At 69.9% G+C, this 26,857-nt stretch carries 26 protein-coding genes; 20 read left to right on the forward strand and 6 right to left on the reverse strand.

Annotated features, from left to right (window positions below):
• Positions 1-17: 17 nt before the first annotated feature.
• From ACH4EW_RS16160 to ACH4EW_RS16175, 4 genes are read left to right on the forward strand one after another with little or no spacing between them, the layout of a single operon-like run.
• On the forward strand, positions 18-1,097 hold the full coding sequence (locus ACH4EW_RS16160) for an AAA family ATPase (RefSeq protein WP_398256941.1): 1,080 nt from the start codon (positions 18-20) through the stop codon (positions 1,095-1,097).
• Positions 1,094-1,828, forward strand: a complete 735-nt coding sequence (locus tag ACH4EW_RS16165) for an NUDIX hydrolase (RefSeq protein ID WP_398256943.1) — start codon at positions 1,094-1,096, stop codon at positions 1,826-1,828. The genes ACH4EW_RS16160 and ACH4EW_RS16165 overlap by 4 nt, the downstream gene beginning before the upstream one ends.
• Positions 1,825-2,847, forward strand: a complete 1,023-nt coding sequence (locus ACH4EW_RS16170) for an ADP-ribosylglycohydrolase family protein (RefSeq protein WP_398256946.1) — start codon at positions 1,825-1,827, stop codon at positions 2,845-2,847. The genes ACH4EW_RS16165 and ACH4EW_RS16170 overlap by 4 nt, the downstream gene beginning before the upstream one ends.
• Before the next feature lie 3 nt (positions 2,848-2,850).
• Positions 2,851-3,663 (forward strand): DNA polymerase beta superfamily protein, encoded by an 813-nt coding sequence (locus ACH4EW_RS16175; RefSeq protein ID WP_398256949.1) that lies wholly within the window; start codon positions 2,851-2,853, stop codon positions 3,661-3,663.
• A gap of 82 nt (positions 3,664-3,745) precedes the next feature.
• Here ACH4EW_RS16175 and ACH4EW_RS16180 read toward each other — a convergent pair whose 3' ends face one another.
• Positions 3,746-4,447 carry a DNA polymerase beta superfamily protein gene (locus tag ACH4EW_RS16180; RefSeq protein ID WP_398256953.1) on the reverse strand — a complete coding sequence of 234 codons (702 nt, stop codon included), beginning with the start codon at positions 4,445-4,447 and terminating at the stop codon, positions 3,746-3,748.
• A gap of 350 nt (positions 4,448-4,797) precedes the next feature.
• Here ACH4EW_RS16180 and aroH point away from each other — a divergent pair, with 350 nt between their 5' ends.
• The 5 genes from aroH to der all read left to right on the forward strand — a co-directional run bounded on the left by aroH (position 4,798) and on the right by der (position 9,273).
• A complete protein-coding gene (gene aroH / locus ACH4EW_RS16185; RefSeq protein WP_398256956.1) occupies positions 4,798-5,160 on the forward strand; it encodes a chorismate mutase in 363 nt (120 codons plus the stop codon).
• The gene (locus ACH4EW_RS16190; protein ID WP_398256959.1) at positions 5,157-6,242 is read left to right on the forward strand and encodes a prephenate dehydrogenase; all 1,086 of its coding nucleotides are present in this window, start codon (positions 5,157-5,159) and stop codon (positions 6,240-6,242) included. The genes aroH and ACH4EW_RS16190 overlap by 4 nt, the downstream gene beginning before the upstream one ends.
• A gap of 124 nt (positions 6,243-6,366) precedes the next feature.
• Positions 6,367-7,083: a (d)CMP kinase gene (gene cmk / locus ACH4EW_RS16195; RefSeq protein WP_398256961.1), complete on the forward strand. Its 717-nt coding sequence runs from the start codon at positions 6,367-6,369 to the stop codon at positions 7,081-7,083.
• Positions 7,041-7,751 (forward strand): lysophospholipid acyltransferase family protein, encoded by a 711-nt coding sequence (locus ACH4EW_RS16200; RefSeq protein ID WP_398256964.1) that lies wholly within the window; start codon positions 7,041-7,043, stop codon positions 7,749-7,751. The genes cmk and ACH4EW_RS16200 overlap by 43 nt, the downstream gene beginning before the upstream one ends.
• 52 nt (positions 7,752-7,803) lie before the next feature.
• A complete protein-coding gene (der, locus tag ACH4EW_RS16205) occupies positions 7,804-9,273 on the forward strand; it encodes a ribosome biogenesis GTPase Der (RefSeq protein WP_398256967.1) in 1,470 nt (489 codons plus the stop codon).
• Between the two features lie 67 nt (positions 9,274-9,340).
• On the opposite strand, the gene ACH4EW_RS16210 is transcribed toward der, so the two are convergent.
• On the reverse strand, positions 9,341-9,679 hold the full coding sequence (locus tag ACH4EW_RS16210; RefSeq protein WP_398256969.1) for a hypothetical protein: 339 nt from the start codon (positions 9,677-9,679) through the stop codon (positions 9,341-9,343).
• Between the two features lie 137 nt (positions 9,680-9,816).
• Positions 9,817-10,608, reverse strand: coding sequence for a hypothetical protein (locus ACH4EW_RS16215; protein WP_398257644.1), 792 nt, complete (start codon positions 10,606-10,608; stop codon positions 9,817-9,819).
• A gap of 357 nt (positions 10,609-10,965) precedes the next feature.
• On the opposite strand from ACH4EW_RS16215, the gene ACH4EW_RS16220 reads away from it, so the two are divergent.
• From ACH4EW_RS16220 to ACH4EW_RS16235, 4 genes are all read left to right on the forward strand, one after another.
• Complete coding sequence (locus tag ACH4EW_RS16220) at positions 10,966-12,249, forward strand: glycosyltransferase (protein ID WP_398256972.1); 1,284 nt, start codon at positions 10,966-10,968, stop codon at positions 12,247-12,249.
• Positions 12,246-13,100 (forward strand): transferase, encoded by an 855-nt coding sequence (locus ACH4EW_RS16225; protein ID WP_398256975.1) that lies wholly within the window; start codon positions 12,246-12,248, stop codon positions 13,098-13,100. Before ACH4EW_RS16220 ends, ACH4EW_RS16225 begins: the two co-directional genes overlap by 4 nt.
• 158 nt (positions 13,101-13,258) lie before the next feature.
• Positions 13,259-14,218 carry a helix-turn-helix transcriptional regulator gene (locus ACH4EW_RS16230; RefSeq protein ID WP_398256977.1) on the forward strand — a complete coding sequence of 320 codons (960 nt, stop codon included), beginning with the start codon at positions 13,259-13,261 and terminating at the stop codon, positions 14,216-14,218.
• A 414-nt stretch (positions 14,219-14,632) separates the two neighbouring features.
• Positions 14,633-14,848 carry an I78 family peptidase inhibitor gene (locus tag ACH4EW_RS16235; protein WP_398256980.1) on the forward strand — a complete coding sequence of 72 codons (216 nt, stop codon included), beginning with the start codon at positions 14,633-14,635 and terminating at the stop codon, positions 14,846-14,848.
• A gap of 110 nt (positions 14,849-14,958) precedes the next feature.
• Here the strand turns inward: ACH4EW_RS16235 and ACH4EW_RS16240 are convergent, their stop codons facing one another.
• A complete protein-coding gene (locus tag ACH4EW_RS16240) occupies positions 14,959-16,002 on the reverse strand; it encodes a phosphatase PAP2 family protein (protein WP_398256983.1) in 1,044 nt (347 codons plus the stop codon).
• 544 nt (positions 16,003-16,546) lie between these two features.
• On the opposite strand from ACH4EW_RS16240, the gene ACH4EW_RS16245 reads away from it, so the two are divergent.
• Together ACH4EW_RS16245 and ACH4EW_RS16250 are read left to right on the forward strand one after the other, a co-directional pair.
• Entirely contained in the window at positions 16,547-18,238 is a 1,692-nt protein-coding gene (locus ACH4EW_RS16245; protein WP_398256986.1) for an MFS transporter, read from the forward strand.
• A 73-nt stretch (positions 18,239-18,311) separates the two neighbouring features.
• On the forward strand, positions 18,312-19,523 hold the full coding sequence (locus ACH4EW_RS16250) for an acyl-CoA dehydrogenase family protein (protein ID WP_398256989.1): 1,212 nt from the start codon (positions 18,312-18,314) through the stop codon (positions 19,521-19,523).
• A 22-nt stretch (positions 19,524-19,545) separates the two neighbouring features.
• Here ACH4EW_RS16250 and ACH4EW_RS16255 read toward each other — a convergent pair whose 3' ends face one another.
• On the reverse strand, positions 19,546-19,989 hold the full coding sequence (locus ACH4EW_RS16255; protein ID WP_398256991.1) for a cell division protein SepF: 444 nt from the start codon (positions 19,987-19,989) through the stop codon (positions 19,546-19,548).
• Positions 19,990-20,273: 284 nt separating this feature from the next.
• On the opposite strand from ACH4EW_RS16255, the gene ACH4EW_RS16260 reads away from it, so the two are divergent.
• Both ACH4EW_RS16260 and ACH4EW_RS16265 read left to right on the forward strand, forming a co-directional pair.
• On the forward strand, positions 20,274-21,524 hold the full coding sequence (locus ACH4EW_RS16260; RefSeq protein WP_398256994.1) for a DUF5685 family protein: 1,251 nt from the start codon (positions 20,274-20,276) through the stop codon (positions 21,522-21,524).
• Positions 21,525-21,729: 205 nt separating this feature from the next.
• Positions 21,730-22,209 carry a hypothetical protein gene (locus tag ACH4EW_RS16265; protein WP_398256997.1) on the forward strand — a complete coding sequence of 160 codons (480 nt, stop codon included), beginning with the start codon at positions 21,730-21,732 and terminating at the stop codon, positions 22,207-22,209.
• Positions 22,210-22,265: 56 nt separating this feature from the next.
• Here the strand turns inward: ACH4EW_RS16265 and ACH4EW_RS16270 are convergent, their stop codons facing one another.
• Entirely contained in the window at positions 22,266-23,162 is an 897-nt protein-coding gene (locus tag ACH4EW_RS16270) for a DUF4231 domain-containing protein (protein ID WP_398256999.1), read from the reverse strand.
• 317 nt (positions 23,163-23,479) lie between these two features.
• Here ACH4EW_RS16270 and ACH4EW_RS16275 point away from each other — a divergent pair, with 317 nt between their 5' ends.
• From ACH4EW_RS16275 to fxsBH, 3 genes are all read left to right on the forward strand, one after another.
• On the forward strand, positions 23,480-24,121 hold the full coding sequence (locus ACH4EW_RS16275; protein WP_398257002.1) for a hypothetical protein: 642 nt from the start codon (positions 23,480-23,482) through the stop codon (positions 24,119-24,121).
• A gap of 273 nt (positions 24,122-24,394) precedes the next feature.
• Positions 24,395-24,568, forward strand: coding sequence for an FxSxx-COOH cyclophane-containing RiPP peptide (fxsA, locus tag ACH4EW_RS16280; protein ID WP_398257005.1), 174 nt, complete (start codon positions 24,395-24,397; stop codon positions 24,566-24,568).
• 30 nt (positions 24,569-24,598) lie between these two features.
• Positions 24,599-26,833, forward strand: a complete 2,235-nt coding sequence (fxsBH, locus tag ACH4EW_RS16285; RefSeq protein WP_398257008.1) for a radical SAM/SPASM protein FxsBH, inactivated beta-hydroxylase extension form — start codon at positions 24,599-24,601, stop codon at positions 26,831-26,833.
• The last annotated feature ends 24 nt before the right edge of the window (positions 26,834-26,857 follow it).

Here is a 26,857-nt window from a genome sequence, read left to right on the forward strand (position 1 = left end):
TTCCACGAGCTGACGGCATGAAGCGCTTCTCGCACGGGCTCGTCCTCGGCAAGTTCTACCCGCCGCACGCCGGCCACCACCACCTCGTCCGCACCGCGCAGGACCGCTGCGAGCGGCTGACCGTCCTGGTCTGCGCCGCCTCCGTCGAGTCCGTACCGCTCGCCGACCGGGTGGCCTGGATGCGGGAGGTGCACCCGGATGTACGGGTCGTGGGTGCCGTCGACGACATCCGCATGGACCTCCACGACCCGGTGATCTGGGACGCACACATGGCCGTCTTCACCGAGGCCGTCCCCGAGCCGGTGGACGCCGTCTTCACCTCGGAGTCGTACGGGGACGAACTGGCCCGCCGGTTCGGTGCCGAATCCGTCTGCGTCGACCCCGACCGCACGGTCTTCCCGGTCTCCGGTACCGCCGTCCGCAAGGACCCGGTCGGCTGCTGGGACTTTCTCGAACCGCCCGTACGGGCCGCGCTCACCCGCCGGATCGTCGTCCTCGGCGCGGAATCCACCGGTACCACGACGATGGCCCGCGCCCTCACCGACCACTACCGGCGGCGCGGAGGCGTCTGGGCACAGACCCGTTACGTCGCCGAGTACGGGCGGGAGTTCAGCGAACAGAAGCTGGCCGCGCTGCGCGCCCGGCGGCCCGGAGCCCAGTGGGAGGACGTCGCCTTCACCACCGACGACTTCCCGCAGATCGCCCGGGCGCAGAACGCCAAGGAGGAGGCGGCCGCGCGCACCGGGTCGCCGGTGCTCTTCTGCGACACGGACTCCTTCGCGACCACCGTCTGGCACGAGCGGTACATCGGCGGACGCAACCCGCTCGTCGAGGAGACCGCCGACCGGGTCGCCCGCCATCTGTGGCTGCTCACCGACCACGAGGGCGTTGCCTTCGAGGACGACGGGCTGCGCGACGGCGAGGAGCTGCGGCCCTGGATGACCGACCGCTTCCGGGACGAACTCACCCGTACCGGAAGGGAGTTCATCGAGCTCACCGGTACCCACCAGGAGCGCCTGGCCACCGCGGTCGCCGCCGTCGACACCCTGCTCGCCGCCGGCTGGAACTTCGCCGCACCCCTCCCGGAGCACCGATGAGCGCCGGTGTCCCCGCAGGCTACGACCCGTACGCCTTCGAACCCTTCGCGGTCACCGTCGACCTTGCCGTCTTCACGGTCCGCGACACCCGGCTGCACGTCCTGCTCGTCGAACGGGGCGAGGACCCCTACAAGGGCCACTGGGCGCTGCCCGGCGGCTTCGTACTGCCCCACGAGTCCGCCGAGGACGCCGCCCGCCGGGAGCTCGCCGAGGAGACCGGGCTCACCGAGGGCACCGTCTGCGCCCTCCACCTGGAACAGCTGCGCACCTACAGCGATCCGGACCGCGACCCGAGGATGCGGGTCGTCTCCGTCGCCTATGCCGCACTCATACCCGACCTGCCCGAACCGCACGGCGGGGGCGACGCGGCCAACGCCCGGTGGTGGGACGCCGGAGCCCCCGGACCCCTCGCCTTCGACCACGACCGCATCCTCGCCGACGCACATGACCGGATCGGTGCCAAACTCGAATACAGCTGTCTGGCCACCGCCTTCTGCCCGTCCGAATTCACTCTGGGGGAACTCCAGCAGGTGTACGAGACGGTCTGGGGCGTCGAGCTGGACCGCCCCAACTTCCGGCGCAAGGTCCTCACCACGCCTGGCTTCGTCCAGGCCGTGGAGGGATCACCGCGCCGCACCGGCGGACGGGGGAAGCCGGCCGCGCTCTACCGGGCGGGTGCCGCTACCGCCCTGCACCCTCCACTCCTGAGACCGGAAGGAAGAACCACGTGATCGTGACCAGGACCGTCACCAAACAGGCCGCCACCGGCGCACTGACCGGGCTCGCGCTCGGCGATGCACTGGGCTTCCCGACCGAGTTCAACAACGTGCCGTCGATCCTCGCCAAGTGCGGTTCCTGGCGCCGGATGCAGCTGCCGAAGCCGGCGGTCGTCACCGATGACACCCAGATGACGCTGGCCCTGGGGCGAGGCATCCGTACCGCCATGGACCGCGGGCTGCTCACCCCGCTGCGGCTGGTCCGCCCGGTGCGCGAGGAGTTCGTCGACTGGTACCACTCGCCCGACAACAACCGTGCCCCCGGCCGCACCTGCATGACCGCCTGCCGCCTGCTCGACAGTGACCGGCTCTGGCAGGAGGCCAGCCAGACCGGCTCCAAGGGCTGCGGCGCCAATATGCGGGTCGCGCCGGTCGGACTCGTGCCCGGGCTGAGCGACGAACAGCGCTCGGGCGCCGCCCAGTTGCAGGCGGCCCTCACCCACGGCCACCCGACCGCTCTCGCCGCCTCCGACCTGATGGCCCGCGCGGTGTACCTGCTGGCGCAGGGAGCGGAGCCGATGGGTCTGATCGGGCAGCTGCGCAGCTACGCGTACGAGAACAGCAGCCGCTACCTCACGCGTTGGCTCGGCGACCTCTGGCGGTACGCCGGAGACTCCTCCCCGGAGCTGTACATCCAGCGCGGCTGGGACGAATGCCTCACCGCCCTGGCCCGCGTCCAGGACGCACTGGGCGACCCGTCCCCGGAGACCGACCCCTGCGAGGCCACCGGCGACGGCTGGATCGCGGAGGAGGCCCTCGCCACGGCCCTGCACTGCTTCCTGCTCTTCCCCGAAGAACCCGTCACCGCCCTGCGCCGGGCCGCCTGCACCCGGGGCGACTCGGACTCCCTCGGCTGCCTGACCGGCGCGCTCGCCGGGGCGCATCTGGGGGCGGAGGCCTGGCCCAAGGAATGGTCGGAGCGGATCGAGTACCGGAGCGATCTGCTGTCGTTGGGGGCGCTCTGGGACTCTTGATCCATGTATACGGACACCAAGCACCTCCAGGAGGCCGGGCTGCCGGTCGCCGACTTCGGCCCGGTACTCGCCGAAGAGCGTGACCCGCTGCTGTTCGCCACGGTCTCCGGGGCGCACCTGTACGGGTTTCCGTCCAGGGACTCGGATGTGGACCTTCGGGGGGTCCATCTCCTGCCCGCGGACGACCTCCTCGGGCTGCGGAAGCCCGAGGAGACGCGCTCGCGGATGTGGGACCGGGACGGGGTCGAGATGGACCTCGTCACCCACGATCTGCGGAAGTTCGTCCGGCTGATGCTGAAACCCAACGGCTACGTGCTGGAGCAGCTGCTCTCCGGGCTCGTCGTGCACACGAGTGAGGTGCACGACGAGCTGGTGGACCTGGCGCCCGATGTGCTCACCCGCAATCACGCGCACCACTACCGGGGTTTCGCCGGCACTCAGTGGCGGCTCTTCGAGAAGACGGGCGAACTGAAGCCGCTGCTGTACACCTTCCGGGCGCTTCTCACCGGCATCCATCTGATGCGCAGTGGTGAGGTGCGGGCGCATCTGCCGACGCTCCTCGGGGAGGTGGCCGCGCCGGCATATCTGCCCGAGCTGATTGACGCGAAGGCCGAGGCGGAGCACGGGGGTGCCCACGGCGTGGACGAAGCAGTGGTGCGCCGGGACGTCGAGAGGCTGCACGGGGTGCTCGACGAGGCGCAGGCGGCTTCGGGGCTCCCCGAGGCGGCCGGCGGGTTCGACGGGCTGCACGATCTGGTGGTGCGTGCGCGGTCGAAGACGTGGGCGCCGTCGTCTCCGGCAGCCGGACGGGCCTGAACCTCCGCCGGTCCGGGGGCAGGGGTCCACGTGCCGCTCCGCCCGGAGCGCGGCCGGAGGGGCCCGCCCCGGGCCCCGGGTTCTACCGGTCGGTCCACGACGCGGACGCACGGCGCGTGCGGATCAGGAAATCCTCCACCCGGGCCCGGTCCGGCTCCGGGGGAAGCGGGGAGTCCTTCGCCGCCTCCTCGTTCTCCTCGGCGAGACGGACCATGCGGCGCTCGACCTCCGGCCACGCCACCTCGCCGCGCTTCACGGCCAGCAGCTCCTCCCGGGCCGGGCCCACCTCGATCGTGAGCGTGCCCGTGCGCAGCAGATCCCGGCCGCTGGTCAGCAGCCGCAGCAGATGCATGGCGTGCTTCCAGCGCGGCACCCCGTACTGCCGGATGTCCGCCTCCAGCTTCTTTCGCTGGCCCAACGCATACCGGACGAAGGTCTGATGGGCCAGCCGGGAAAGGAACGCCGCCCGCAGGGACAGGAGTTCACGGCCCACGGAGTCGATGTGCTCCACCAGCGGCGAGTGCAGGCACTCCAGCACATTGGGGTTGGCCCGCAGGGCCAGTTCGCAGAAGCGCTCCAGCTCCCAGGAGAACTGCTCGTCCGCCGGTCCGTCGACATGCGTAGGAGGCTTGTCGAACCGCCAGAACAGCGGGGTCGGCGCGAGGAAGACGCCGCGCCGGTCGGTGTCGCTGCTGTCCGTGGCGAGCCCGAAGGCGCGTGAGCCCATCACACAGGAGTAGACCGTGTGGTCGCGTACGAGAGCCTCGGGGCCGGTGGTGTCCATGCCGGCGAGATTACGTGAGCGCAGACGGGTTGCACCGGGAGATCCGCCCGCGGCCCGCCGCCATGACGACGACCGGAAAGGCCGGCGCGCACCCGGTCCTGGACACGACGGCGGACGTCGCTCCCGCCACTCCGGCGGGGGTGACGGCCGTGGTGCTCCGCCACGGACCCGGCGGCCGCGGGCAGGGACGGTTTGGGCGGGCGGCCCGTACCGGGCACCGCACACGCGTGCCCCGTCTCATGGGGAGAGCACCCCGGCCGCCCGTCGCGCCGCCCCTCTAGGCTGATCGTGCGGGGGGTCACGCAGGCGGACAGCAGGCGCGACACGTACGAAAGAGCGAGGAGCACGACGTGGCGGTACGAGCGGTCCGTGGAGCCGTCCAGCTGGATCAGGACGAGGCCGGACACATGGACGAGCGGGTCAGAGCCCTGCTCACCGCCGTCCTGGAGCGCAACAACCTCGTCGCGGACGATCTGATCAGCATCTGGTTCACGGCCACCCCCGATCTGCACAGCGACTTCCCGGCCGCCGCGGCCCGCGGGATCGGTATCGTCGACGTACCGCTGATCTGTGCCCAGGAACTGGACATCGTGGGGGCCATGCCCCGTGTGGTGCGCATCCTCGCGCACGTCGAGACGTACCTTCCCAAGTCCGAGATCGCGCACGTGTACCTCGGCGCCACCGCCGCACTCCGCAAGGACATCGCCCAGTGAGAACCGCACTCGTCATCGGAACGGGCCTCGTCGGCACCTCCGCGGCCCTCGCCCTTGCCGGGCGCGGCATCCATGTCCACCTCGTCGACCACGACCCCGAATCGGCCCGCACCGCGGCCGCGCTCGGCGCCGGTACGGACGAGGCACCCGAGGGCCGCGTCGACCTGGCGATCATCGCAGTGCCGCCCGCCAATGTGGCCGCGGTGGTGGCCACCGCCATGCGGGACGGCGTGGCCCGCGGCTACCTCGACGTCGCCAGCGTCAAGGGCGGCCCGCGCCGCGAGCTGGAGGCCCGCGGCGTCGACCTCACGCCGTACATCGGTACGCACCCCATGGCCGGCAAGGAACGATCGGGCCCCCTCGCCGCCACCGCGGACCTCTTCGAGGGCCGCCCCTGGGTCCTCACCCCGACCCGGGACACCGACACCGAGGTCCTCAACCTCGCACTGGAACTGGTCGCGCTCTGCCGCGCCGTTCCGGTCGTCATGGACGCCGACGCGCACGACCGGGCCGTCGCCCTGGTCTCCCACACCCCGCAGCTGATCTCGTCGATGGTCGCCGCCCGCCTGGAAGAGGCCGACGAGACCGCCGTACGCCTCTGCGGTCAGGGCATCAGGGACGTCACCCGGATCGCCGCCTCCGACCCCCGGATGTGGGTGGAGATCCTCTCCGCCAACCCGGGCCCGGTCGCCGACGTGCTGGCCGGGGTCGCCGCCGATCTGGACGAGACGGTACGGGCGCTGCGTGGTCTGCAGTCCGGTGACGAGGACAGGCGCCGCGAAGGCACCGAAGGCCTCGAGGACGTACTGCGCCGCGGCAACGCGGGGCGGGTCCGGGTGCCCGGCAAGCACGGGACGGCCCCCGCCTCGTACGAGATCGTGTCCGTGCTCATCAGCGACCGGCCGGGCGAACTGGCCGGGATCTTCGCCGACGCCGGCCGGGCCGGGGTCAACGTCGAGGACGTCCGTATCGAGCACGCCACGGGGCAGCAGGCGGGCCTGGTCCAGCTGATGGTCGAGCCGAGCGCGGCCCCCGAACTGAGCGCGGCACTGCGTGACCGGGGCTGGTCGCTACGCCAGTAGGCCCGGGACGGCGGGCCCGGGAGGCGGTTGTCCACAGGGGTGCAGAGGACCGCTCCGACACTCGGTAACCTTGTGCGGGGCGGGTTCGCGCGCCCCCGTCCCGCCCACCCCGTGTACCAGGAAGGTGTCCACCACCGTGGAAACCGCAAGCGCCGCCGCCCGGACAGCCCCGGCCGCAGTGATCGTCGCCATCGACGGACCCTCCGGCACCGGTAAGTCGAGCACGTCCAAGGCCGTCGCCGCGCAGCTCGGCCTGAGCTACCTGGACACCGGCGCCCAGTACCGGGCGATCACCTGGTGGATGCTGAACAACGACATCGACGTGCAGGACGCGATGGAGGTGGCGACCGCCGCCGCCAAGCCGGTCATCGTCTCCGGTACGGACCCGGCCGCCCCGACGATCACTGTCGACGGCGAGGACGCCTCGGGCCCGATCCGTACCCAGGAGGTCACCTCCAAGGTCAGCGCCGTCAGCGCGGTCCCCGAGGTGCGCACCAGGATCACCGAGCTGCAGCGCACCATCGCCGCCGCGGCCGAGCGGGGCATAGTGGTCGAGGGCCGTGACATCGGCACCACGGTGCTGCCCGACGCCGACCTGAAGATCTTCCTCACCGCATCGCCCGAGGCGCGCGCCGCCCGCCGCAGCGGAGAGGTCAAGGGCTCCGATCTCGCAGCCACCAAGGAAGCGCTGATCAAGCGGGACGCCGCCGACTCCGGCCGCAAGACCTCCCCGCTGGCCAAGGCGGACGATGCCGTCGAGGTGGACACCACCGACCTGACCCTCCAGCAGGTCATCGAGTGCGTCGTCACCCTCGTCGAGGAGAAGCAGGCCGCGCAGTGACCCAGGTCACGGGCTCGCCCACGCTGCGCGGCGCGGCGGTCGGGCGCGGGATCGGCATCGGGCTGATGTACGGGCTGTGGAAGCCCCGTGTCCTCGGTGCGTGGCGGGTTCCCGCCTCCGGACCCGTCATACTCGCGGTGAACCACTCCCACAACATCGACGGTCCGATGCTGATGGGCACCGCGCCCCGGCCCGTCCACTTCCTGATCAAGAAAGAGGCGTTCGTCGGCCCCCTCGACCCGTTCCTGCGCGGAATCGGTCAGCTGAAGGTGGACCGTACGACCGTCGACCGCACCGCCGTCACCCACGCCCTCGGCGTGCTGGAGAACGGCGGGGTGCTCGGGATCTTTCCCGAGGGCACCAGGGGCGAAGGAGACTTCGCCTCCCTGCGTGCCGGGCTCGCATACTTCGCGGTACGCAGCGGGGCGCCGATCGTGCCCGTGGCCGTACTGGGAAGCACCGAGCGCCGCGGACGGTTGATATCGGCACTGCCACCGTTGCGCAGCCGGGTCGATGTCGTGTTCGGCGATGCTTTTGACGCGGGCGACGGGAGCGGGCGGCGCACGCGCAAGGCGCTGGACGAGGCGACGGTACGGATCCAGGGGCGGCTGACCGGCCACCTGGAGGAGGCCAGGCGTTTCACCGGGCGCCAGGTAAGACTTGAGTAGTGGGCCGCGTGGTCGTGGCCCATCGATGATGATGCAAAGAGGAACGGACTTCATGAACGACCAGATTCACTCCGGCGGCTCGGACCACGAGCACGGAGCGCTTGGCGACGCCGAGTACGCGGAGTTCATGGAGCTCGCCGCGGAGGAGGGCTTCGACGCCGAAGAGGTCGAGGGCGCGATCGGTGAGGCCGGTCACGGACCGCTTCCCGTGCTTGCCGTTGTCGGCCGCCCCAATGTCGGCAAGTCGACGCTGGTGAACCGGATCATCGGTCGTCGTGAGGCGGTCGTCGAGGACAAGCCCGGCGTCACCCGCGACCGCGTCACCTACGAGGCCGAGTGGGCGGGCCGCCGCTTCAAGGTCGTCGACACCGGCGGCTGGGAGCAGGACGTGCTGGGCATCGACGCGGCCGTCGCCGCCCAGGCCGAGTACGCGATCGAGGCCGCCGACGCGGTCGTCTTCGTGGTCGACTCCACCGTCGGCGCGACCGACACCGACGAAGCCGTCGTCAAGCTGCTGCGCCGGGCCGGCAAGCCCGTCGTGCTGTGCGCCAACAAGGTCGACGGGCAGAGCGGCGAGGCGGACGCCACCGTGCTCTGGTCGTTGGGCCTCGGTGAGCCGTACCCGGTCTCCTCGCTGCACGGCCGCGGCACCGGCGACCTGCTCGACGCCGTACTCGAAGCACTTCCCGAGGCCCCGGCGCAGCGCTTCGGCACCGCGATCGGCGGACCGCGCCGGATCGCGCTCATCGGCCGTCCGAACGTCGGCAAGTCCTCACTGCTGAACAAGGTGGCGAACGAGGACCGCGTCGTCGTCAACGAGCTCGCGGGCACCACCCGTGACCCGGTCGACGAACTGATCGAGCTCGGCGGTATCACCTGGAAGTTCGTCGACACGGCCGGTATCCGCCGCCGCGTCCACCTCCAGGAGGGCGCGGACTACTATGCCTCGCTGCGTACCGCCGCCGCCGTGGAGAAGGCCGAGGTCGCCGTCGTCCTGATCGACGCCGGCGAGTCCATCAGCGTCCAGGACCAGCGCATCATCACCATGGCCGTGGAGGCCGGGCGCGCCCTGGTGATCGCGTACAACAAGTGGGACACCCTCGACGAGGAGCGCCGCTACTACCTGGAGCGCGAGATCGAGACGGAGCTCGCGCAGATCGCGTGGGCCCCGCGGGTCAATGTCTCTGCCGTCACCGGCAGGCACATGGAGAAGCTGGTCCCGGCGATCGAGACCGCCCTCGCCGGCTGGGAGACCCGCGTTCCCACCGGCCGGCTGAACGCCTTCCTCGGTGAGATCGTCGCCTCCCACCCGCACCCCGTCCGCGGCGGCAAGCAGCCCCGCATCCTTTTCGGTACCCAGGCGGGCACCAAGCCGCCGCGCTTCGTGCTGTTCTCCTCGGGCTTCCTGGAGCACGGCTACCGACGTTTCGTCGAGCGCCGGCTGCGTGAGGAGTTCGGCTTCGAGGGCACCCCGATCCACATCTCGGTGCGGGTCCGCGAAAAGCGCGGCCGCAACAAGTAGCACGAAGGCCCCATGACGGAGCCCTGGTCCGTTTCGTCTCCGAAACGGACCAGGGCTCCGTCATGGGTCAGGCCCCTCGCGATCCCGATCCCGGGGGCAGCGCTGCGGGCTGGGCCCGCCCGGAGTGCCGGCCAACCCGCTGCCAGGAGCCGAGGCTGCCGGTGTGTGTGCTCGGGGCGCTGCCGTGTCCGGGGGCCCCGTTGTGTACGGACAGCCCCGTGGACAGACCGGAGAAACCGGAGTGGCTGCTGAGCGGGGCGCGGCTGCCGAAGGCCACAAAGCCGAGATTCTCCTCGCCGCTACGATCACCCGGAAGCGCCCGGAACGAACGGCGGTACTCGGAGTACAGCGCGTCGTAGATCGGGGTGGGGGACAGGCCGCCCGAAGGATCCTGCGAGGGACGCATGGCAGGGATTGGGCTCGGGCGCTGGTGGGAGGAGTCGTATGAGTGCACGTATGTGCCAACGACCCCACTGCCCGTCGGATGCGGGCCCGGCGGAGAAATAGCTGTTCGCCGCGGGTGCGAGGAGCCGGCGGTCATGATCAGGTCCCGGCCAGCGGCATCGCCGCGGCGACCAGGAGCCCGCTTGCGGCGGCCCTGTCGAGAGCTTCGCGCAGCAGGTCCTCACGGGGCTGCTGGCCGATCGCGCCCGCCGGGGCGGCGTAGACGAGCACGGTCTGCGACTTGTTGGCCGCGGTCCGCCAGCCCTCGGTGACCTGGAGCGGCGCATGAGCCTGCCACCAGGCGACCGGGGCACCGCCGCCGGTGCCCGGCTGGAGCACGGCGTGGAGCTGGCCCATGGCGAGCAGGATCGACCAGCCGTGCAGCACCGAGGGCACATGGTCCATCCGGTGTACCGGTTGGAAGCCCTGCTCCAGCAGCAGCTGGAGGAATTCGTCGCCCCGGCTGCCGTCCGTGCCCGGGCGGGCGATTGCGCCGGTCGGCTCGACGACGAGGGCCGGGTGGAGCTCGTCGTCGATCAGGACGAGGCCGCTGGTGATCCCGAGGACGGCCTGTTCGGGGCCGAGGCCCTCCGGGTACTCAGGGTGCTCCGGGTCGCTGCCGGTGATGCTGCGTACGGCGCCCTGCAACTGCTCCTCGGCGATCTGGACGACCTGCGAAGGGATGCAGGTCGCGTGGGCGAAGGCGAGGACAGCGGTTTCCTCACCGACGAAGAGCACCGTGCTGGTGCGTTCCTGTTCGGAGTCGCCGGGGGTGCGGCAGGAGGTGCAGTCGTAACTGCCTGGGGTGTTGTCGCCGACGAGCAGCCGGTCGGCTTCGGCGTCGCCGATCTCGGCGCGTACGTCCTCGCTGACGTCGAGCATGCGCGGCACGGGTGGCTCCTCGAACTCGGTGCGTGCGCCGGGCGGTTCCCGGCTCATGCAGAAGACAACGGGCGATCTGCGGCCGGGGTCACGCGAGAAGGGGAACGTAATCGAACCATCCGACGCAGAGGGTGAATCTCAGGATCCGAAGAGCCAATTACGACCCGTTTCTCCTGATTGGCCGTACGGCGATGTGGTCGACTCGGCCTTGGACCGGTTCACCGATACATAGATAAATCGTGAAAACAGGTGAGTGTGAGGCTGGCTGAGATTGGTCGGTGCCCGGAGGAACCCCCGGCCGGTCTGTGCCGTCCTGGTCAGTGGCGTTTCGCCACTGACCAGCCGAACCGGGAGATATGGCGTTTCATGCACATTTCTTTCCTGCTCCACAACGCCTACGGAGTCGGGGGCACGATCCGCACGACGTTCAATCTCGCCGGGGCGCTGGCCGGACACCATGACATCGAAATCGTGTCGGTCTTCCGGCACCGCGACGTCCCCGTGCTGGGCGCCCCCGAGGGCGTGCGCCTGAGCCACCTCGTCGACCTGCGGAAGAAGAGCCCGGACTACGACGGCGACGCGGCCGAACACGCCCGTTCCGCAACCGTGTTCCCGCGAGGCGACAGCAGATACCGCCAGTACAGCAGGCTGACCGACGCCCGGGTGGCGGACCATTTGCGGTCCCTGGAGGCAGATGTCGTGGTCGGAACCCGGCCGGGGCTCAATGTGCAGATCAGCAGGCAGGCCCGGCGCGGTCCGGTCCGGATCGGGCAGGAGCACCTCACCCTCGACAGCCACAGTTACCGTCTGCGCCGCGAGATAGGGCATCGCTACGCCCTGCTCGACGCGATCACCACCGTCACCGAGGCCGACGCCCGCGCCTACCGGACCGGGCTCAAACTGCCCGGCGTACGGATCGAGTCCATTCCCAACAGTGTGCCCGCGCCGAGAATCGCGCCCGCCGACGGCGACAGCAAGTGGGTGATCGCCGCAGGCAGGTTGCACAAGGTCAAGCGGTACGACCTGCTCGTCCGGGCGTTCGCCGACGTGGTCGCCGTCCGCCCGGACTGGCGGCTGCGTATCTATGGCGGCGGTGACGCGACCGGGAACGAACGCCAGGCGCTGCTCGCGCTCATCGGTGAACTCGGCCTGCACAACCATGTGTTCCTGATGGGCCCGGTCAACCCGCTGGAGGCCGAGTGGCCCAAGGGGGCGATCGCCGCGGTCACTTCGGACCGCGAGTCCTTCGGCATGACCATCGTCGAGGCGATGCGCTGCGGCCTGCCGGTCGTCGCCACCGACTGCCCGCACGGCCCCCGCGAGATCATCGAGGACGGCACCGACGGACGGCTGGTGCCGGTCGGTGACGCGGCGGCGGTGGCGGGAGCCCTGCTCGGTCTGATCGACGACGACGAAGCACGGCGCCGCTCGGGCCGCGCCGCGCTGGCCGCGTCGCAGCGGTTCGACCCGTCACGGATCGCCGAACGCCATGAGCGGCTCTTCACCGAACTCGCCTCCCGAGGCCCGCGCGACCGCTCGCAGGGCGCTCTGCGCACCACACTGCACCTCGCCCGCGGCGCCGTGCTGGACGGGGCGTACGCCCTGCGCTACAAGGCCGCCGACATCGTCCGCAAGGGGAAGTCCGCATGACCGTCTCCACAGAGCGACAGACACCACGAGCCGACTGCACCGCAAGCCGCGACGGAGGGATCACCTTCGACCTCGACCTCCGTCGCCAGGAGCCCGCGAAGAGGCCCGAACTGCTTCTCCGGCTGCGCGGAGCCAAAGGCACGGGAGGTCACGGCGACACACTGCGGCTGCCCCTGAGCCCGCTCGACGGGGGACGGCTGCGCGCGGTGCTGCCGGGCACCGCGGCGCCCGTCGAAGGCCGCTGGGACGTCTATGTGCGTGAGCCGGGTGCGGACGACGACGGGGCGGTGGCCGTCGAGCCCGGAATCAGAGATGTGCGGCTCCTCATGGACCGCACACCGGAGACCGGGCGGATCGCGGTGCGTATCCCGTACCCGACCGCCGACGGCCGGCTCGCTGTGCGCTGCTGGATCCGCTCACCGCACGCCGAGGCCGGGCCGGTCACCTTCGACCGGGGCGGGTTGACCGTCGAGGGCACGCTGTACGGGACCCGCCTCGGCGACGACGCCCGCGTCGAGGCGCGACTGGCCGGCGCCCCGGACCGGGTCTGCCGGGTGCCGGTCACCGGGGAGGAAGGCACGTTCTCCTTCACGCTTCCGCTCGACCGGCTGGGCACCGGGCCGGTCACCGGGCAGCAGCTGTGGACGCTCTGGCTGGTCCCCGGGACGGGCGCCGGGGAGCCGGCCGGCGGCGTTCGGATCTCCCGTATCCTCGACGACGTCTGGGACCGCAAGAACAGCTTCGTCTACCCGGGCCGCAGCGCCGGGAAGGGCGCCCGCGTCACCCCCTGCTACTCGGCCGACAACGACCTCTGCGTACGGATCGAACCGGATCCGGCGCAGTCCTGCTAGCGCCGCGAAGGCAAGGTTTGCCCCGTCGCGGTACTAGGGCGCGCTTCGAAAGTGGCGTCGTCCGCCCCCCGGCCAGACGAGACTTTCGATACACGCACTAGACCGCCGGTACCCGGTTGCGGACGCAGATTGTCCGCAACCCCTGGCAGACTCGCCCCATGTTGGAGACCTCGGCACGACTGCTGCGCCTTCTCTCACTGCTCCAGGCACACCGGGACTGGTCGGGCGCCGATCTCGCCGAACGGCTCGGAGTCACACCGCAAACCGTCCGCCGTGACGTCGACAAACTGCGCGAACTGGGCTACCCGGTCAACGCCAGCCCCGGCACCGGCGGCGGATACCAGCTCGGCGCCGGTGCCCAGCTGCCGCCGCTCCTCCTCGACGACGAAGAGGCCGTCGCCGTCGCTGTCGGGTTGCGCACCGCGGCGGGCAACGGCGTCGAGGGCATCGGCGAGACCTCCGTACGCGCCCTGGCCAAGCTCGAACAGGTGCTGCCGAACCGGCTCCGGCGCCGGGTGAACGCGCTGAACACCTTCACCGTGCCGCTGCTACGCGGACCCGGCGTGTCCACCGCCGATCCGGGTGCCCTCACGGAACTGGCCGGAGCCTGTCGGGACAGCGAGCGGCTGCGCTTCGAGTACCGGGACCACTCCGGCTCCGTGTCGCGCCGGTCCGTCGAACCGCACCGGCTGGTGTGCACCGAGCGCCGCTGGTACCTCGTCGCCTGGGACCTGGACCGCGCGGACTGGCGCACGTTCCGCGTGGACCGGATCACACCCACGCCGCCGCACGGCCCGAGATTCGTCCCCCGCGACGCACCGGCCGAGGATCTGGCAGCCTACGTCGCGAAGGGGATCTCGACCACCGTGTACGCGACGCACGCGGTGATCCGGCTGAAGGCCCGGATCGAGCGCGCGGCCGAACGGATCTCACCGTCCTCCGGGGTGCTGGAGGCGGACGGCTCCGGCAGCTGTCTGCTGCGCACCGGGGCGGCGAGTCTCGATGTGCTGGTCATCCACATCATGCTGCTGGGGATCGACTTCGAGGTCGTCGAACCGCCGGAGCTCAAGGACGCGATCAAGGCGGCCAGGGACCGGCTGTCCCGGGCCCTGGGCTGAGCGTTTCCATCGGCGTCCCCATACGGGACGATTCGGGTTGTCCGCTATACGGGCGGCAGCGCGCGGCCGTCCACCGCCGCGTGGTATGGATTTTGTGACCAAAAGATAAGGCTGCCATAAGGAAGCGTGAACTCCCGGTGGCATGCTCATTTAGACAGGCCATTCGACGCGAAATTCCAGCTGTTCCATACGGGGTATTCCGCTTTGTTTTCGGTCCTTCTGCTTGATCGTTTCTCAGCCTGTGTGATTACTGTGCGTCCGGTCGAGGGCCGCATGCTCGGGTGGCGTGATTTCGAGCGGCATGCGTGTCGTGATCCTGTGACACAAGCGTGACCGCCGGAGGACGTGAGGATGCCGTGCGGCGGCAGGCGCCCTGGCTTTCGTCGTGGTCCGTGGCCGCCTACGGTGAGAGGCATGGCACCCATACCGACCCCTTCCGCCCAGCCCGACGACACACCTGGTGCGTACGTCGGCCTCGCCGCCGACGCGGCTGAACGGCGGGCCCGCAGGCACGGCTGGAGCACCGTCAGATCCCTGCCGCCGGGCGCGATCATCACGATGGAGTTCCGGAGCGGACGGATCAACTTCGAGGTGGCCGACGCCGTCGTCACCCGCTGCTGGGTGGGCTGAGAGACCCTGAGCTCCGGGCCCCCGGCATGAGTGAAGGCCCCGACCGAAGTCGGGGCCTTCACTGTGCGGGGGAGCGGCTGTGCGTACCGGCCCCGCTGCTCCTGGGGTGTTCAGCCGCCGGTCATCGGGCGGGCGGGTGTGGTGCCGCCGCGTGGCGTACGGTCCGCGTGCGGCGGGCGACGGCTGCCGGCCGGGGTGACCGGGGTCCGCTCCGAGCGCACCAGATGCGCCGAATGCGACGCGGGCGCCGGGTGTGCACGCGAGCGGGTGCCCGTGACCGTGTCCGTTGCGGTCGCTGTGTGTCCTCCCGCGGCGACTGGCTCCAGCACGGGGCTCTCCGCCACGGCGTTGCCGCCGTCCAGTTGCGGGAGCTGTGCGGTCCGGGGTCCTCCGGCCGCGACGGGCAGAGAAGGAACGGGACGTTTGCGGCCCCGCAGGTTCTCGCGCTGGGCGAAGATCCAGGCCTCGGCCCGGGTGATCAGCGGCTCGACCCAGGGCAGGCCCAGCAGGATCAGCAGCCCCGCGGCCCAGCCCAGCAGCACATCGCTGAGCCAGTGCGTGCCGAGGTAGACGGTGGTGAGTCCGACGCCGAGCGAGACGATCGCCGACAGGGCCGACAGATAGCGCCTGGCCCGCGGGGTGGTGGCCAGATAGGCGAGGATTCCCCAGGTCACGACTGCGTTGGCGGTGTGGCCCGAAGGGAATATATCGCCGCCGGAGAAGAGCTCCGCGGAGCCGATCTGGGTCGCGTAGTGCGGGCCGAGCCGCCCCAGGCCGATCTTGACCGCGCCGACCGTCACGTTGAGCAGCAGCAGCGAGGCGCCGAGCGTGAGCAGGGGCCGCAGTGTGTGCTGCCGCCAGGAGCGCCAGCCGAGCCAGCAGGCGACCATGGTGGCGGTGGGGCCGCGCTGGCCGAGCACGATGTAGTAGTCGAGGAAGGCGTGGATTTCCGGCCACTGTTGATACGGCCGGAAGAGCATGACCTTCCAGTCCAGGGTCACCAGCCAGGAAGAGGTCAGCACGGCGACGACGATGGCGAGATAGAACGCCAACGTCCCGCAGAAGAGAGCGATGCGGTGACGGCTCATCCGCGGTGGCTCTATCTTCGGCGGCTCCGGCTCCCGGTCCAGGCGGGCAAAGATGTCGGTACGCACCCAATCGACGTTACAGCGAGTTAGTGTGCGAACAGGTCGATCCGGCCTCTTTGTGATGACGATGTGATGTGGACTATGTCTCATCCGGGCCTTAATTCCCGACCCGAAGAAGCGTGTCGACGGGTTTCTGCACTATTGATTTCGCACTCATTTCGGAAGGGTGTTTGAGTGCGGACAGAAAAGCGCAGAAGGTGCCGGTATGAATTTCTCCGCCCTCACAGAGGGGGAAACGGATGGTGTCCGCCCGGTTACCGAGCGCTCGCGACGTGGGCCCGGCGTGTACCCCGGGAGCCGCGCCGAGTACCTTCTGTGCCGGGCGCTGAGGCCGTCCGTGCAGGTCCGAGCGGGTTCCGAGCGGCGGCTTGGCGTGGCGCACACCACACTCCACGGCCCATCGAGGTATGAGGTGGACCACGTGTGAGTGCGCCGAACTCGCGTACGCTGACGGATCACTCGCCCGTCGATGCCGGGCCCCGAGGGGCAGCGAACCGCTGCATCCACGGCTGGCCTGCCGAGCGCGAGGGACCTTTTGGGAGGTACATGCATGTCCGGGACGACCACAGCCCGATTCCGGCTGCGCTCAGCCGCCGACGGTGCCAATCGATGGGTCGTCCTCGTCGTTCTCTGCCTCAGTCTGCTGCTCGTCGCACTCGACGCGACCGTGCTCCATGTCGCCGTCCCCGCCGTCACCGAGGACCTGCGGCCCAGCGCCGCAGGCCTGCTCTGGATCGTGGATGCCTATCCACTGGTCTGCGCCTCGCTGCTGATCCTCTTCGGTACTCTCGGCGACCGGGTCGGCCGGCGCCGCATTCTGCTGCTCGGCTATGCCCTCTTCGGTGTCGCCTCCGCGATCGCCGCGATGGCCGACAGCCCCGGCGTGCTGATAGCGGCGCGTGCTCTGCTCGGTGTCGGCGGAGCGATGATCATGCCGGCGACGCTGTCGATCCTCCGGCAGGTCTTCCCCGACCGGCGCGAACGGGCCGTGGCGATCGGCGTCTGGACGGCGGTCGCCGCCGTCGGCGCCGCCACCGGACCGGTCATCGGCGGCTTTCTCGTCGAGCATTTCTGGTGGGGCTCGGTCTTTCTGATCAACATTCCGCTGATGGCGCTGGTCCTGCCGGTCGGTCGCCTGCTGCTCCCCGAGTCACGCGGCAGCGACGACGGCCCTTGGGATGTGATGGGTGCGCTGATGGCCGCGGCCGGAGTGTTCGGTGTGGTCCTGGGCGTGAAACGGGCGGGCACCGGTGAGGGGCTGCTGAGCCCGGCCACACTGGCCTCGCTGCTGATCGGGGCCGTGCTGCTCATAGCCTTCGTGCGCCGTCAGAAGCGCCGTGCGCATCCGCTGATCGACATGGGGATGTTCGCCAGGCCCGCCTTCTCGACCGCGGTGGGCTGCATCGTCCTCGCCATGCTGGCGCTGGTCGGACTGGAACTGGTAGCTGTGCAGTACCTCCAGCTCGTCCTCGGCCTGAGCCCGCTCCAGACCGGGCTGCGGCTGCTTCCGCTCACCTTCGCGGCCATGGCTGCGGGCGCCACCGGCTCGTACACCCTGCGCCGCATCGGGCCGCGACGGATGGTCGGCTGGGGCTTCGTACTCACGGCCGCCTCCGTGCTGATCCTGACCGCGATGGGGCAGCACGACCGGCCCGTTCTGCTGACCGTGGCCTTCGTCGCACTCGGCTTCGGGCTGCAGTCCACGCTCTTCGGGGCGTACGAATCCATGCTCAGTGAGGCCCCCGCCGACCGGGCGGGCGGTGCGGCGGCGATCGGCGAGACCTCTTACCAGTTGGGCGCGGGCATGGGGATCGCCCTGCTCGGCAGCGTCATGAACGCCGTCTACACCTCCGGGCTCGCGAAGCTTCCCGAAGAGGGCGTCCCTGCCAAGGACGGTGAGGCCGCCTCCCACTCACTGGGTGAGGCATACCAGGTGGCGGACCGGCTGGGCGGTCCGCTGGGTGAGGTGCTGCGCTCCACGGCCCGCCATTCCTTTATCGCCGGGCTGCATGTCACGCTGCTGGTCAGCGCGGCCCTGCTGCTGGTCGGAGCGCTCGCCGCGCTGCGGCTGCCGCGGGTGATGGAGTGCCCCTCACCGGGTGTCGGCGAACCCCAGGGCGAGGCGCTGGAATTCCACGGTCCGCACGAGGCGCCCGTCGCCGGCCGTACGCAGCGGCCGCACCCGCTGCCCGCCGGGCGCCGACCCGCCGAGGCGACCGGCTCTGGACGGGCGGGGCACTGAGCCGTAACGTCGGCGCGAGGCCATAACTAACACTGCTAGTTTTAGCATCGTGCGAGCCGCCGGAGGCACACTCATGGTTACCACTCCGTCCTCGAAGCTCCCGCCCTTCGACCCCGCCGACCCGATCGGCATCGACGATCTGCTCGGCGCCGAGGACCTCGCCATCCGCGACACGGTCCGCGACTGGGCAACCGACCGCGTCCTGCCGCACATCGCCGAGTGGTACGAGAACGGCGAGCTGCCCGGCATCCGCGAGCTGGCCCGCGAGCTCGGTTCTCTCGGTGCCCTCGGCATGTCCCTGCAGGGATACGGCTGCGCGGGCGCCACCGCCGTCCAGTACGGACTGGCCTGCCTCGAACTCGAAGCGGCCGACTCGGGAATCCGCTCCCTGGTCTCCGTACAGGGATCGCTCGCCATGTACGCCATCCACCGCTTCGGCTCCGAGGAGCAGCGGCAGCAGTGGCTGCCGGGCATGGCGGCCGGCGAGATCATCGGCTGCTTCGGCCTCACCGAGCCGGACCACGGCTCCGACCCGGCCGGGATGCGGACGTACGCCAAGCGCGACGGCGAAGACTGGGTGCTCACCGGCCGCAAGATGTGGATCACCAACGGCTCGGTCGCCGGGGTCGCCGTCGTCTGGGCGCAGACCGACGAGGGCGGCACGGGCGGCGGGATCCGCGGATTCGTCGTGCCGACAGACACCCCGGGCTTCTCGGCGCCCGAGATCAAGCACAAGTGGTCCCTGCGCGCCTCGGTCACCAGTGAGCTGGTCCTCGACGAGGTACGGCTGCCGGCCGACGCCGTGCTCCCCGGGGTCACCGGTCTCCGCGGCCCGCTCAGCTGTCTCAGCCATGCCCGCTACGGCATCGTCTGGGGAGCCATGGGCGCGGCGCGCGCCAGCTTCGAGTCGGCCCTCGACTATGCGAAGACCCGGGAGCAGTTCGGCAAACCGATCGCCGGCTTCCAGCTCACCCAGGCCAAGCTCGCGGACATGGCCGTGGAACTGCACAAAGGCATCCTGCTCGCCCACCATCTGGGCCGGCGGATGGACGCGGGCAGGCTCCGACCGGAACAGGTCAGTTTCGGAAAGCTCAACAATGTGCGGGAGGCGATCGAGATCTGCCGTACCTCGCGCACGATCCTCGGCGCCAACGGGATCTCGCTGGAGTACCCGGTGATGCGCCATGCGACGAATCTGGAGTCGGTGCTCACCTACGAAGGAACCGTGGAGATGCACCAGCTGGTGCTGGGCAAGGCGCTCACCGGCCTCGACGCGTTCCGGTAGACCGGTCCGGCGAGCGCCCTGCTCAGCTCTGGTTGAAGAAGCCGTCGGCCGGCCGGCCGACGGCTTCGCCGTTGACCACCTGGGTGTCGGCCGGGGTCAGCAGGAAGACCCGGGTGGCCACGCGCTCGATCGAGCCGCGCAGTCCGAAGGTCAGCCCCGCGGCGAAGTCCACGACGCGCTTGGCGTCGGTGGGGTCCATGGCCGTGAGGTTGACGATCACCGGGACGCCGTCCCGGAAGAGCTCTCCGACGGCTCGGGCGTCCCGGAAGCTGTCCGGGGTGACGGTGGCGATCCGGCGGCCCGTCTCCTCGGCCGTCTCGGAGGCCACCTGCACCCGGGGGTCGGTCACCCAGGCCTGACCGGCCCCGGTCTGCGCACCCTCGGCATACTCGTCGTCGTCGTAATACCGCTCGTCGTTGTCCTCTACGAGGCCCAGCCAGGCACTCGCCCTGCGCACCGATCCCATGGACGCCTCCTCTCACCGCGGTTCCGTGGCGTTCCGCATCTTTTTCGTATCCCTATGGTCGTCCATGATGCGGATCGTGCGCCAAGTGGATAGTCGGCGCACAGGGGATTCGTGACGGTACTGGTGCAGAAGATGTGGTGATTCGTCAAGGTTCCTCCTGCATCAGGGGCCTGAAAGAAAGAAAATGTGATGTACCGGTCCATATGGGTGACATGGGGGACGTATGGGTGAACGGGAAGCCCGATACGATGCCCATCGCGCATACGTACGGGCGTGGCGCAGAGATGAACGACTCTCGGGGGATCGTCGTGTTCGGAATCGTCAGGCCCTGTACCCACCGGTTGACCGAAGGGCTCAGGGTCGAGTGGATGGCCCATCTCTGCGGGCTCTGTCTCGCACTTCGCTCCGATCACGGGCAATTCGCCCGGATCGTTACGAACTATGACGGCCTGATCGTCTCGGTTCTGACGGAGGCTCAGTCCGAGCGCACCACCGGATGGCGACGCACCGCGGGGCCCTGCCCGCTGCGTGCCATGCGGACCGCCCCGGTCGCCCGCGGCGAGGGAGCCAGGCTGGCCGCCGCCGTCTCCCTGGTGCTGGCATCGGCGAAGGTACGGGACCACGTCGCCGACCGGGACGGCCTGTTGAAGCGCCGCCCGGTCGCCGCCGCGGCGCGCCGGGTCGCCGCGGGCTGGGACCGGGCCGGCGCGCGCACCGGAGCACAGCTCGGATTCGACACGGCGCTGCTCGTCGACGCCGTCGACCGGCAGACCGGCATCGAGCTGCTCGCCGGGCCCGGCACCCCGCTGCTCACGGTCACCGAACCCACCGAGACCGCCACCGCGGCCGCCTTCGCCCACACCGCGATACTCGCGGGCAAGCCGCAGAACGCGGAGCCGCTGGCCGAGGCGGGCCGGCTCTTCGGACGCCTTGCGCATCTGCTGGATGCCGTCGAGGACCAGGAAGCTGACGCCACGACGGGTGCCTGGAACCCGCTCACCGCGACCGGCACCTCGCGGGCCGAGGCCCGACGGCTCTGTGACGACGCGCTGCACGGCGTACGGCTGGCGCTGCGTGACGCGGAATTCACGGACGACAAGCTGGCCCATGTGCTGTTGGTGCACGAACTGCGGCAGTCGGTGGACCGGGCGTTCGGCACCACGGCCTGCTCGCATTGGGCGGATGGCGTAACACTGGACGGAACTGTTCCCCCGTCAGGTGTGCGGCAGGACGGTTCCTTCGGGGCGCTGCCCGGCAATCCGTACGCGCCGAGCCCCGGCAGCCCCGTCGGCCCGCCGCAGCCCCCGCCCGAGCCCCCGCGCGACCGGCGTGGTCCGATCGCGGGCTGCCTGGTGTGGGCTGGACTGGCCTGCACCTGCCAGATGTGCTGCGGCACCTTCAACGACCCGTGGACCCATCGGCGCCGCGAGGGACTGTGCAGTCGGCGCAACTGCTGCGACGGGTGCGACTGCTGCTGCAACTGCGGGGACTGCTGTGAATCGTGCGAATGCTGCGGTTGCGACTGCAGCTGTTGAGGCCCCCGGCCCGGCCCTCGATCGAGCAGTCGGCCGAGACGGAGTCCCTGCCCGAATCCCGGGTGGGGACTCCCGTTCACCCCGCGGCTTTTGAGAGGATGTGGGGCAGGTCGGTCATGCAGGAACACACGGGGGTGGATGCTGTGCCCTCCGGAGGGATGCCCTCCGGGAACCCCCGGCAGACACCTCAGGGGGTTCCAGGTCCGTGAAACGCATCGGAGTGACCGGCCACCGCAGCATCCCGCAGGAGGCTCATGCCCATGTGCTGGCCGGGATACGGGCGGCGCTCTGCGGCTTCGAAGGCTCCCTGGAGGCCCTTTCCAGCCTGGCAGTGGGGGCGGACCAGCTCTTCGCCGATCTCGCCCTGGCCCGCGGTGCGGATCTGACCGTGGTCATTCCCAGCGGCGACTACGAATCCTGCTTCGCCGACGCGGCCGAACTCGCCCGCTACCGGGCCCTCAAGGACCGGGCGGTCCGGGAGGTCCGGCTGGGCTACCCGCACTCCACCGACGAGGCGTACTACGCGGCGGGCGCGTACATCGCCGACCACTGCGACCGGCTGCTCGCGGTGTGGGACGGAAGGCCGGCCCGTGGCTACGGCGGCACGGGCGACATCGTGACGTACGCCCGCAGCCTGGGCCGCCCGGTCACCGTGATCTGGCGCGAGGGCGTGGAGCGCACCTGACCCGTTCGCGCGGCTTCTTCGCATACGGCCGCGCGTCTCCTCATCTGCCAGATCCGTCACATCTGATGCCGCGCAAGCCAGTCGGTGTGCTGCGGGGAGACGATGCGCTCGGTCTCGAAAACCGCCCGCGGCCACTGGCGCTCAGTCAGCGTTGTCTCCATCGCCACCTGCATCGACTCCAGATCCTGCTCCACCAGCGAGTGCGCCGAGATCAGCGGGTGGTGGCGGCGCATCTCGCTCCACGCCAGACAGGCTGCCGCGGCGGCCGACAGCATTCCCGTCAGGGCGAAGGACTGAGTGACGGAGAACGTCCGCAACAGCGCGAACACCAGGGCGAGCGCCGTGAGTACGGCAGTGGCCGTCGACCAGACGAGCGTGCCCCGCCGGGACACCTCCTGACGCCTGCGGTACCAACTGCGCTGCTCGATCAGCCGGTCCCGTACATACGTCTCCTTGCGCACGGTGAACGCTTTGTTCCGCAACTCGCGCATGGAGTCCGTGATCAGCCCGCCCGAATCCGCCGTCAGGTCGCGGGGGTCGGCCCACCCCACCTTCCGGAGCTCCTGAAGTCCCTCTTCGAGGCGGTTCGCGAACATCGCCTCGGGGTGCTGAATGGTGGTGTCGAAAGGCGAGCCGTGTACCGAGTAGCGCCAGCACATCGACTTGATGAACTCCGCTGCGGAACGGTTGAGCTGCCATTGCGACTTTGCCTTGCGCCGAGCGGTGAGATACGTCGCGACCAGGACACCTGTATAGGCCAACACGCTGACGACATCGGTGAGTTGAAAGGCTTCGGCGACCTCCACGTGCCAGGGCGCCGCGGCCGGCATCGCGCCCATGACCAGTAGAATCAGCTGGACTCGGGTGGTGTTCACCGACTCCCGCTGGCTCGCGATGGCGATCGCGTCTGTGTGATGGAAGAGCTCCGGCAGATCAGCGTTCCTGAACACCATGCTCTGAAGTGGGCCGGGAATCGCCGTCATGTTCACTCCCGTCTGCGGTTGTGGAGGCATGAGCGTAGGGGGGTGCCTCGGGCGCTGCAACGGCCACGAGCGCACCAACGGTCGTTTTCGGTCCCGCGGTTCCCTCTCGTGCGATGGCGAGTGTTGTGAGATCGTGGTCCAACTGACCTTATTTTACGCCTGGTTACTGATGGAGTGTGCTTCGGTGCCCATCACTGTGCGGGGGAGAGACGGGGATGAGCAGTCGGGCAGGCCGAGACGGCATGGCTTCACTGTCCGACGCTCAGCGGCGTGTCCGCCGGAGCCCCTTGTTGTTCACTGCGCCGTTGGTCTTCCTCGTCGTGCTGGTCATGGTGCTGGTCTGGGAGGCGATCCGGGCCAATGTGACGGCCGAGGCACGGACCGAGTGGCCGTGGCGTCTGCAACTGATCGATGCGGAGTCACTGGGCAGTCTGCTGGCGGTTGCGGCGGGAGCCGTGCTGGCCCGGGCGCAGTACGCCCGCACGGTGAGGCCGTATCTGGGCTGGCGGGCTGCCTGGGTGAAGGGCCAGCTCGCGACGGACGCGCCTGCGTGGCGCGTTGGAATAATGAACGGTGGTCAGCACCTCGCCGTGGTCGATTCCTGGCACTACAGGGTGGTGATGAAGGGCGCGCAGGACTCCACGGACGCGCCGTGGGCCGGCGCCCTCGACACCTCTGACCAGCTGACCGAGGCCGGGTTGGTCGTCGGCGAGGACTTCCGGCTCATCGCCTTCGGGGTTGGCTTCCCTCTGGTGGGGACCGGGAGCCACGACACCGTGTTGGTGGGCGCGTTCTCGGAGAACTTCATCGCGCAGGTCCAGTCCCTGTACGTGCGCGTCAGAATCACGGACGTCGTGGGTGACACCCACGAGCGGATCATGGACTGCATGAAGGGCGTGCGGGGGACCGAGGTCCCGCCGGGCGGCTGAACGTGCGCCACTTCTGTGGAACGTGTTGTCCGGGCAGCGGTCTGCGACAGATGTGTCGACTCATTCACCGGCCGCACCAGCAGATTTCCGCCACTCGTAGGTGAGCTCCAGGTTGCCGCTCGTTACATTCGAGCGGGCCTGTATGCCACTCGTGTGACGAGTAGATCTCCGCAGTTGCCAAGCCCGTTCAGGGGAGTAAAGTCGAGCCGCCAGGTGCTGTAGTTGTACAGAAACTGGCTGCTTTGTTCATGATCAGCAACACTCCCCTCAAGGATGGCCGTGAAGACCTCTGAATCCCCTCGTGCCTTCGCCGTCGCGAAGAAGGGCCGCACGCCGCTCGCCGAGATCGACACTCGCGGTGCAGAAGCCACCCGGAAGCTCGGCCGAGTGTTCTCGGCCTCGACTGATCGCAGGACCCAGGTTTCGACCTTCAGTTCCGCGCTCTGAGTCTCGCCGCACGCTGGCTAGACTGAGGGAATGACAGGACCCCTGGTCCCATTCCGCGAAATCGTGCTCAAGGTGCACAGCAGGTGCGATCTCGCCTGCGATCACTGCTACGTCTACGAACATGCAGATCAGAGTTGGCGCACCCGCCCCAAGACCATCTCTGACGAAGTCATCTTCCGGACAGCTCAGCGCCTGGCCGACCATGCCAGGACACATGAACTGCCCTCCGTGTCAGTGATCCTGCACGGAGGGGAGCCTCTGCTGGCAGGCCCCGCCCGACTGCGGCGCGTCTGCGAAGAGCTCACCTCCGCCTTCGAGGGCATCGCGGAGCTCGACCTCCGTATCCACACCAACGGACTCCAGCTCAGCCCGCGCTATCTCGACCTCTTCGACGAATTCGGCGTCAGGGTCGGCATCTCCCTCGACGGAGACCGGGCCGCCAACGACCGGCACCGCCGCTATGCCGACGGACGCAGCAGCCACCCCCTGGTCCTCAAGGCCGTCGAGCTGCTCCGCCAGGAGCGCTACCGCCACCTCTACCTCGGGCTCCTGTGCACCCTCGACATCGAGAACGACCCGCGCGCGGTCCTCGACGCACTCGCCGAACTCGACCCACCACTCATCGACTTCCTGCTCCCGCACGCCACCTGGGACGATCCGCCGCCCCGCCCGGACGGCTCACCCACCGCCTACGCCGACTGGCTTCTCGCGGTTTTCGACCACTGGCAGGAGCGGGGACGCCCGGTACCGGTACGGCTCTTCTCCTCGGTGCTGTCCACGCTGAGCGGCGGCCCCAGCCTCACCGAGTCCCTGGGCCTCGCCCCTACCGACCTCGTCGTCGTCGAGACCGACGGCCGGCTGGAGCAGGTCGACTCGCTCAAGAGCGCCTACGAAGGCGCGGCAGCCACCGGATTCGATGTCTTCACCCACGCCTTCGACGAGGTGGCCGCCCACCCCGGGGTACAGGTCCGCCAGCTCGGACTGGCCGGGGTCAGCGAGACCTGCCGCCGATGCCCGGTCGTACGTTCGTGCGGAGGTGGCCTGTACACCCACCGGTACCGCTCCACAGGGCCGTCCGGCGCATTCGACAACCCGTCCGTGTACTGCGCCGATCTGGCCGCCCTGGTGCGTGGCATCGAGGCGCGTACGGCTGCGACCCTCGTCGCGCCCGCCGTGGCCCAGCCCGACGAACTGCTCGCCGCGCAGCAGGACCTCACCCGTACCCTGCTCGCCCGGCTGAATGCCGACATCGGACGGCGCGGCGGTGAGCGGTGGGCCGCCGTCTGGGAGCTGGCCGCCACCGTCGAGGCGTGCGAGGAGGGGGCCCGCGGCCTGGACGAGGTGCTGGCGTACCCGTACACCCGCAGCTGGCTGCTGTACGCGATGGAGCTGGTCCACGAGCCGCCCGGCGCCGTGCAGGTGGCGCGCCGGATGCCGGCGTATCTCGCGGCCGCCGCCGTACGGGGCGGCCTCGATCTCTCCGTACGGGTGACCTTCTCGGGCGGCAGGATCTTCCTGCCCGGCCTCGGTGAGTTGCGTATCGCGGATGCGGGGGAGCACGGCACGGCACTGGTGCGGGCAACCGAGGACGGCTTCCTGGTCCGGCGGGAAGGGAGCGACCCGGCCGAGCTGCGGGTCGTGCGGCCGCAGGAGGCCGGTCCCGGCTGGCGGCCGTTGCTCCGGCTCGCGACGCCCGGTCCGACGCCCGGGTTCGTGATCGACGACCTCGACCCGTTCCGCAAGTGCTTCTCCGTGGGCGCCGCGGACCCCCTCGACGACCGGGCCGCCGCCGACCTGGGGGCCCGGATCGGCGAGGCCTGGACGCTGATCGAGACGAAGGCGCCCGGGCGCACCGGGGACATGGCGGGCCGCCTCACCACCCTCACGCCGCTGACCTGTCTCGCCCCGGCGCAGCCCGCCGTCGGGCGGCACGGATACGGCGCCCTGGGGATCTCCCCGGACGGCAGCGCAGAGGAGTTGGCGCTCGCGTTGCTGCGGGGATTTCGGCGGGCCGAATTGCGGGCGCTTCGCGATGTCACGGATCTTTACTCGGCAGACGGCTCCTGGGAACATCGGATGCCCTGGCGGGAAGAACCAGTTCCGTTTTCCCGGTTGCTGGCCGACACCTACGAGCGGATGGCGTTGGGGGCTTTCGAGCCGAGCTATCTGGAGGGCGTACCACAGGCCCTCGACACGCTGGAAGGCGCCGCCGAACTGACCGTCAGTGGGAAACGGCTGCTGGATCAGATGCGAAAAGAGATCTGAGGCTGACATTCCGGTTCGGTCGGG

It is taken from the genome of Streptomyces sp. NPDC018000 (assembly GCF_044328025.1).
GTDB lineage: Bacteria > Actinomycetota > Actinomycetes > Streptomycetales > Streptomycetaceae > Streptomyces.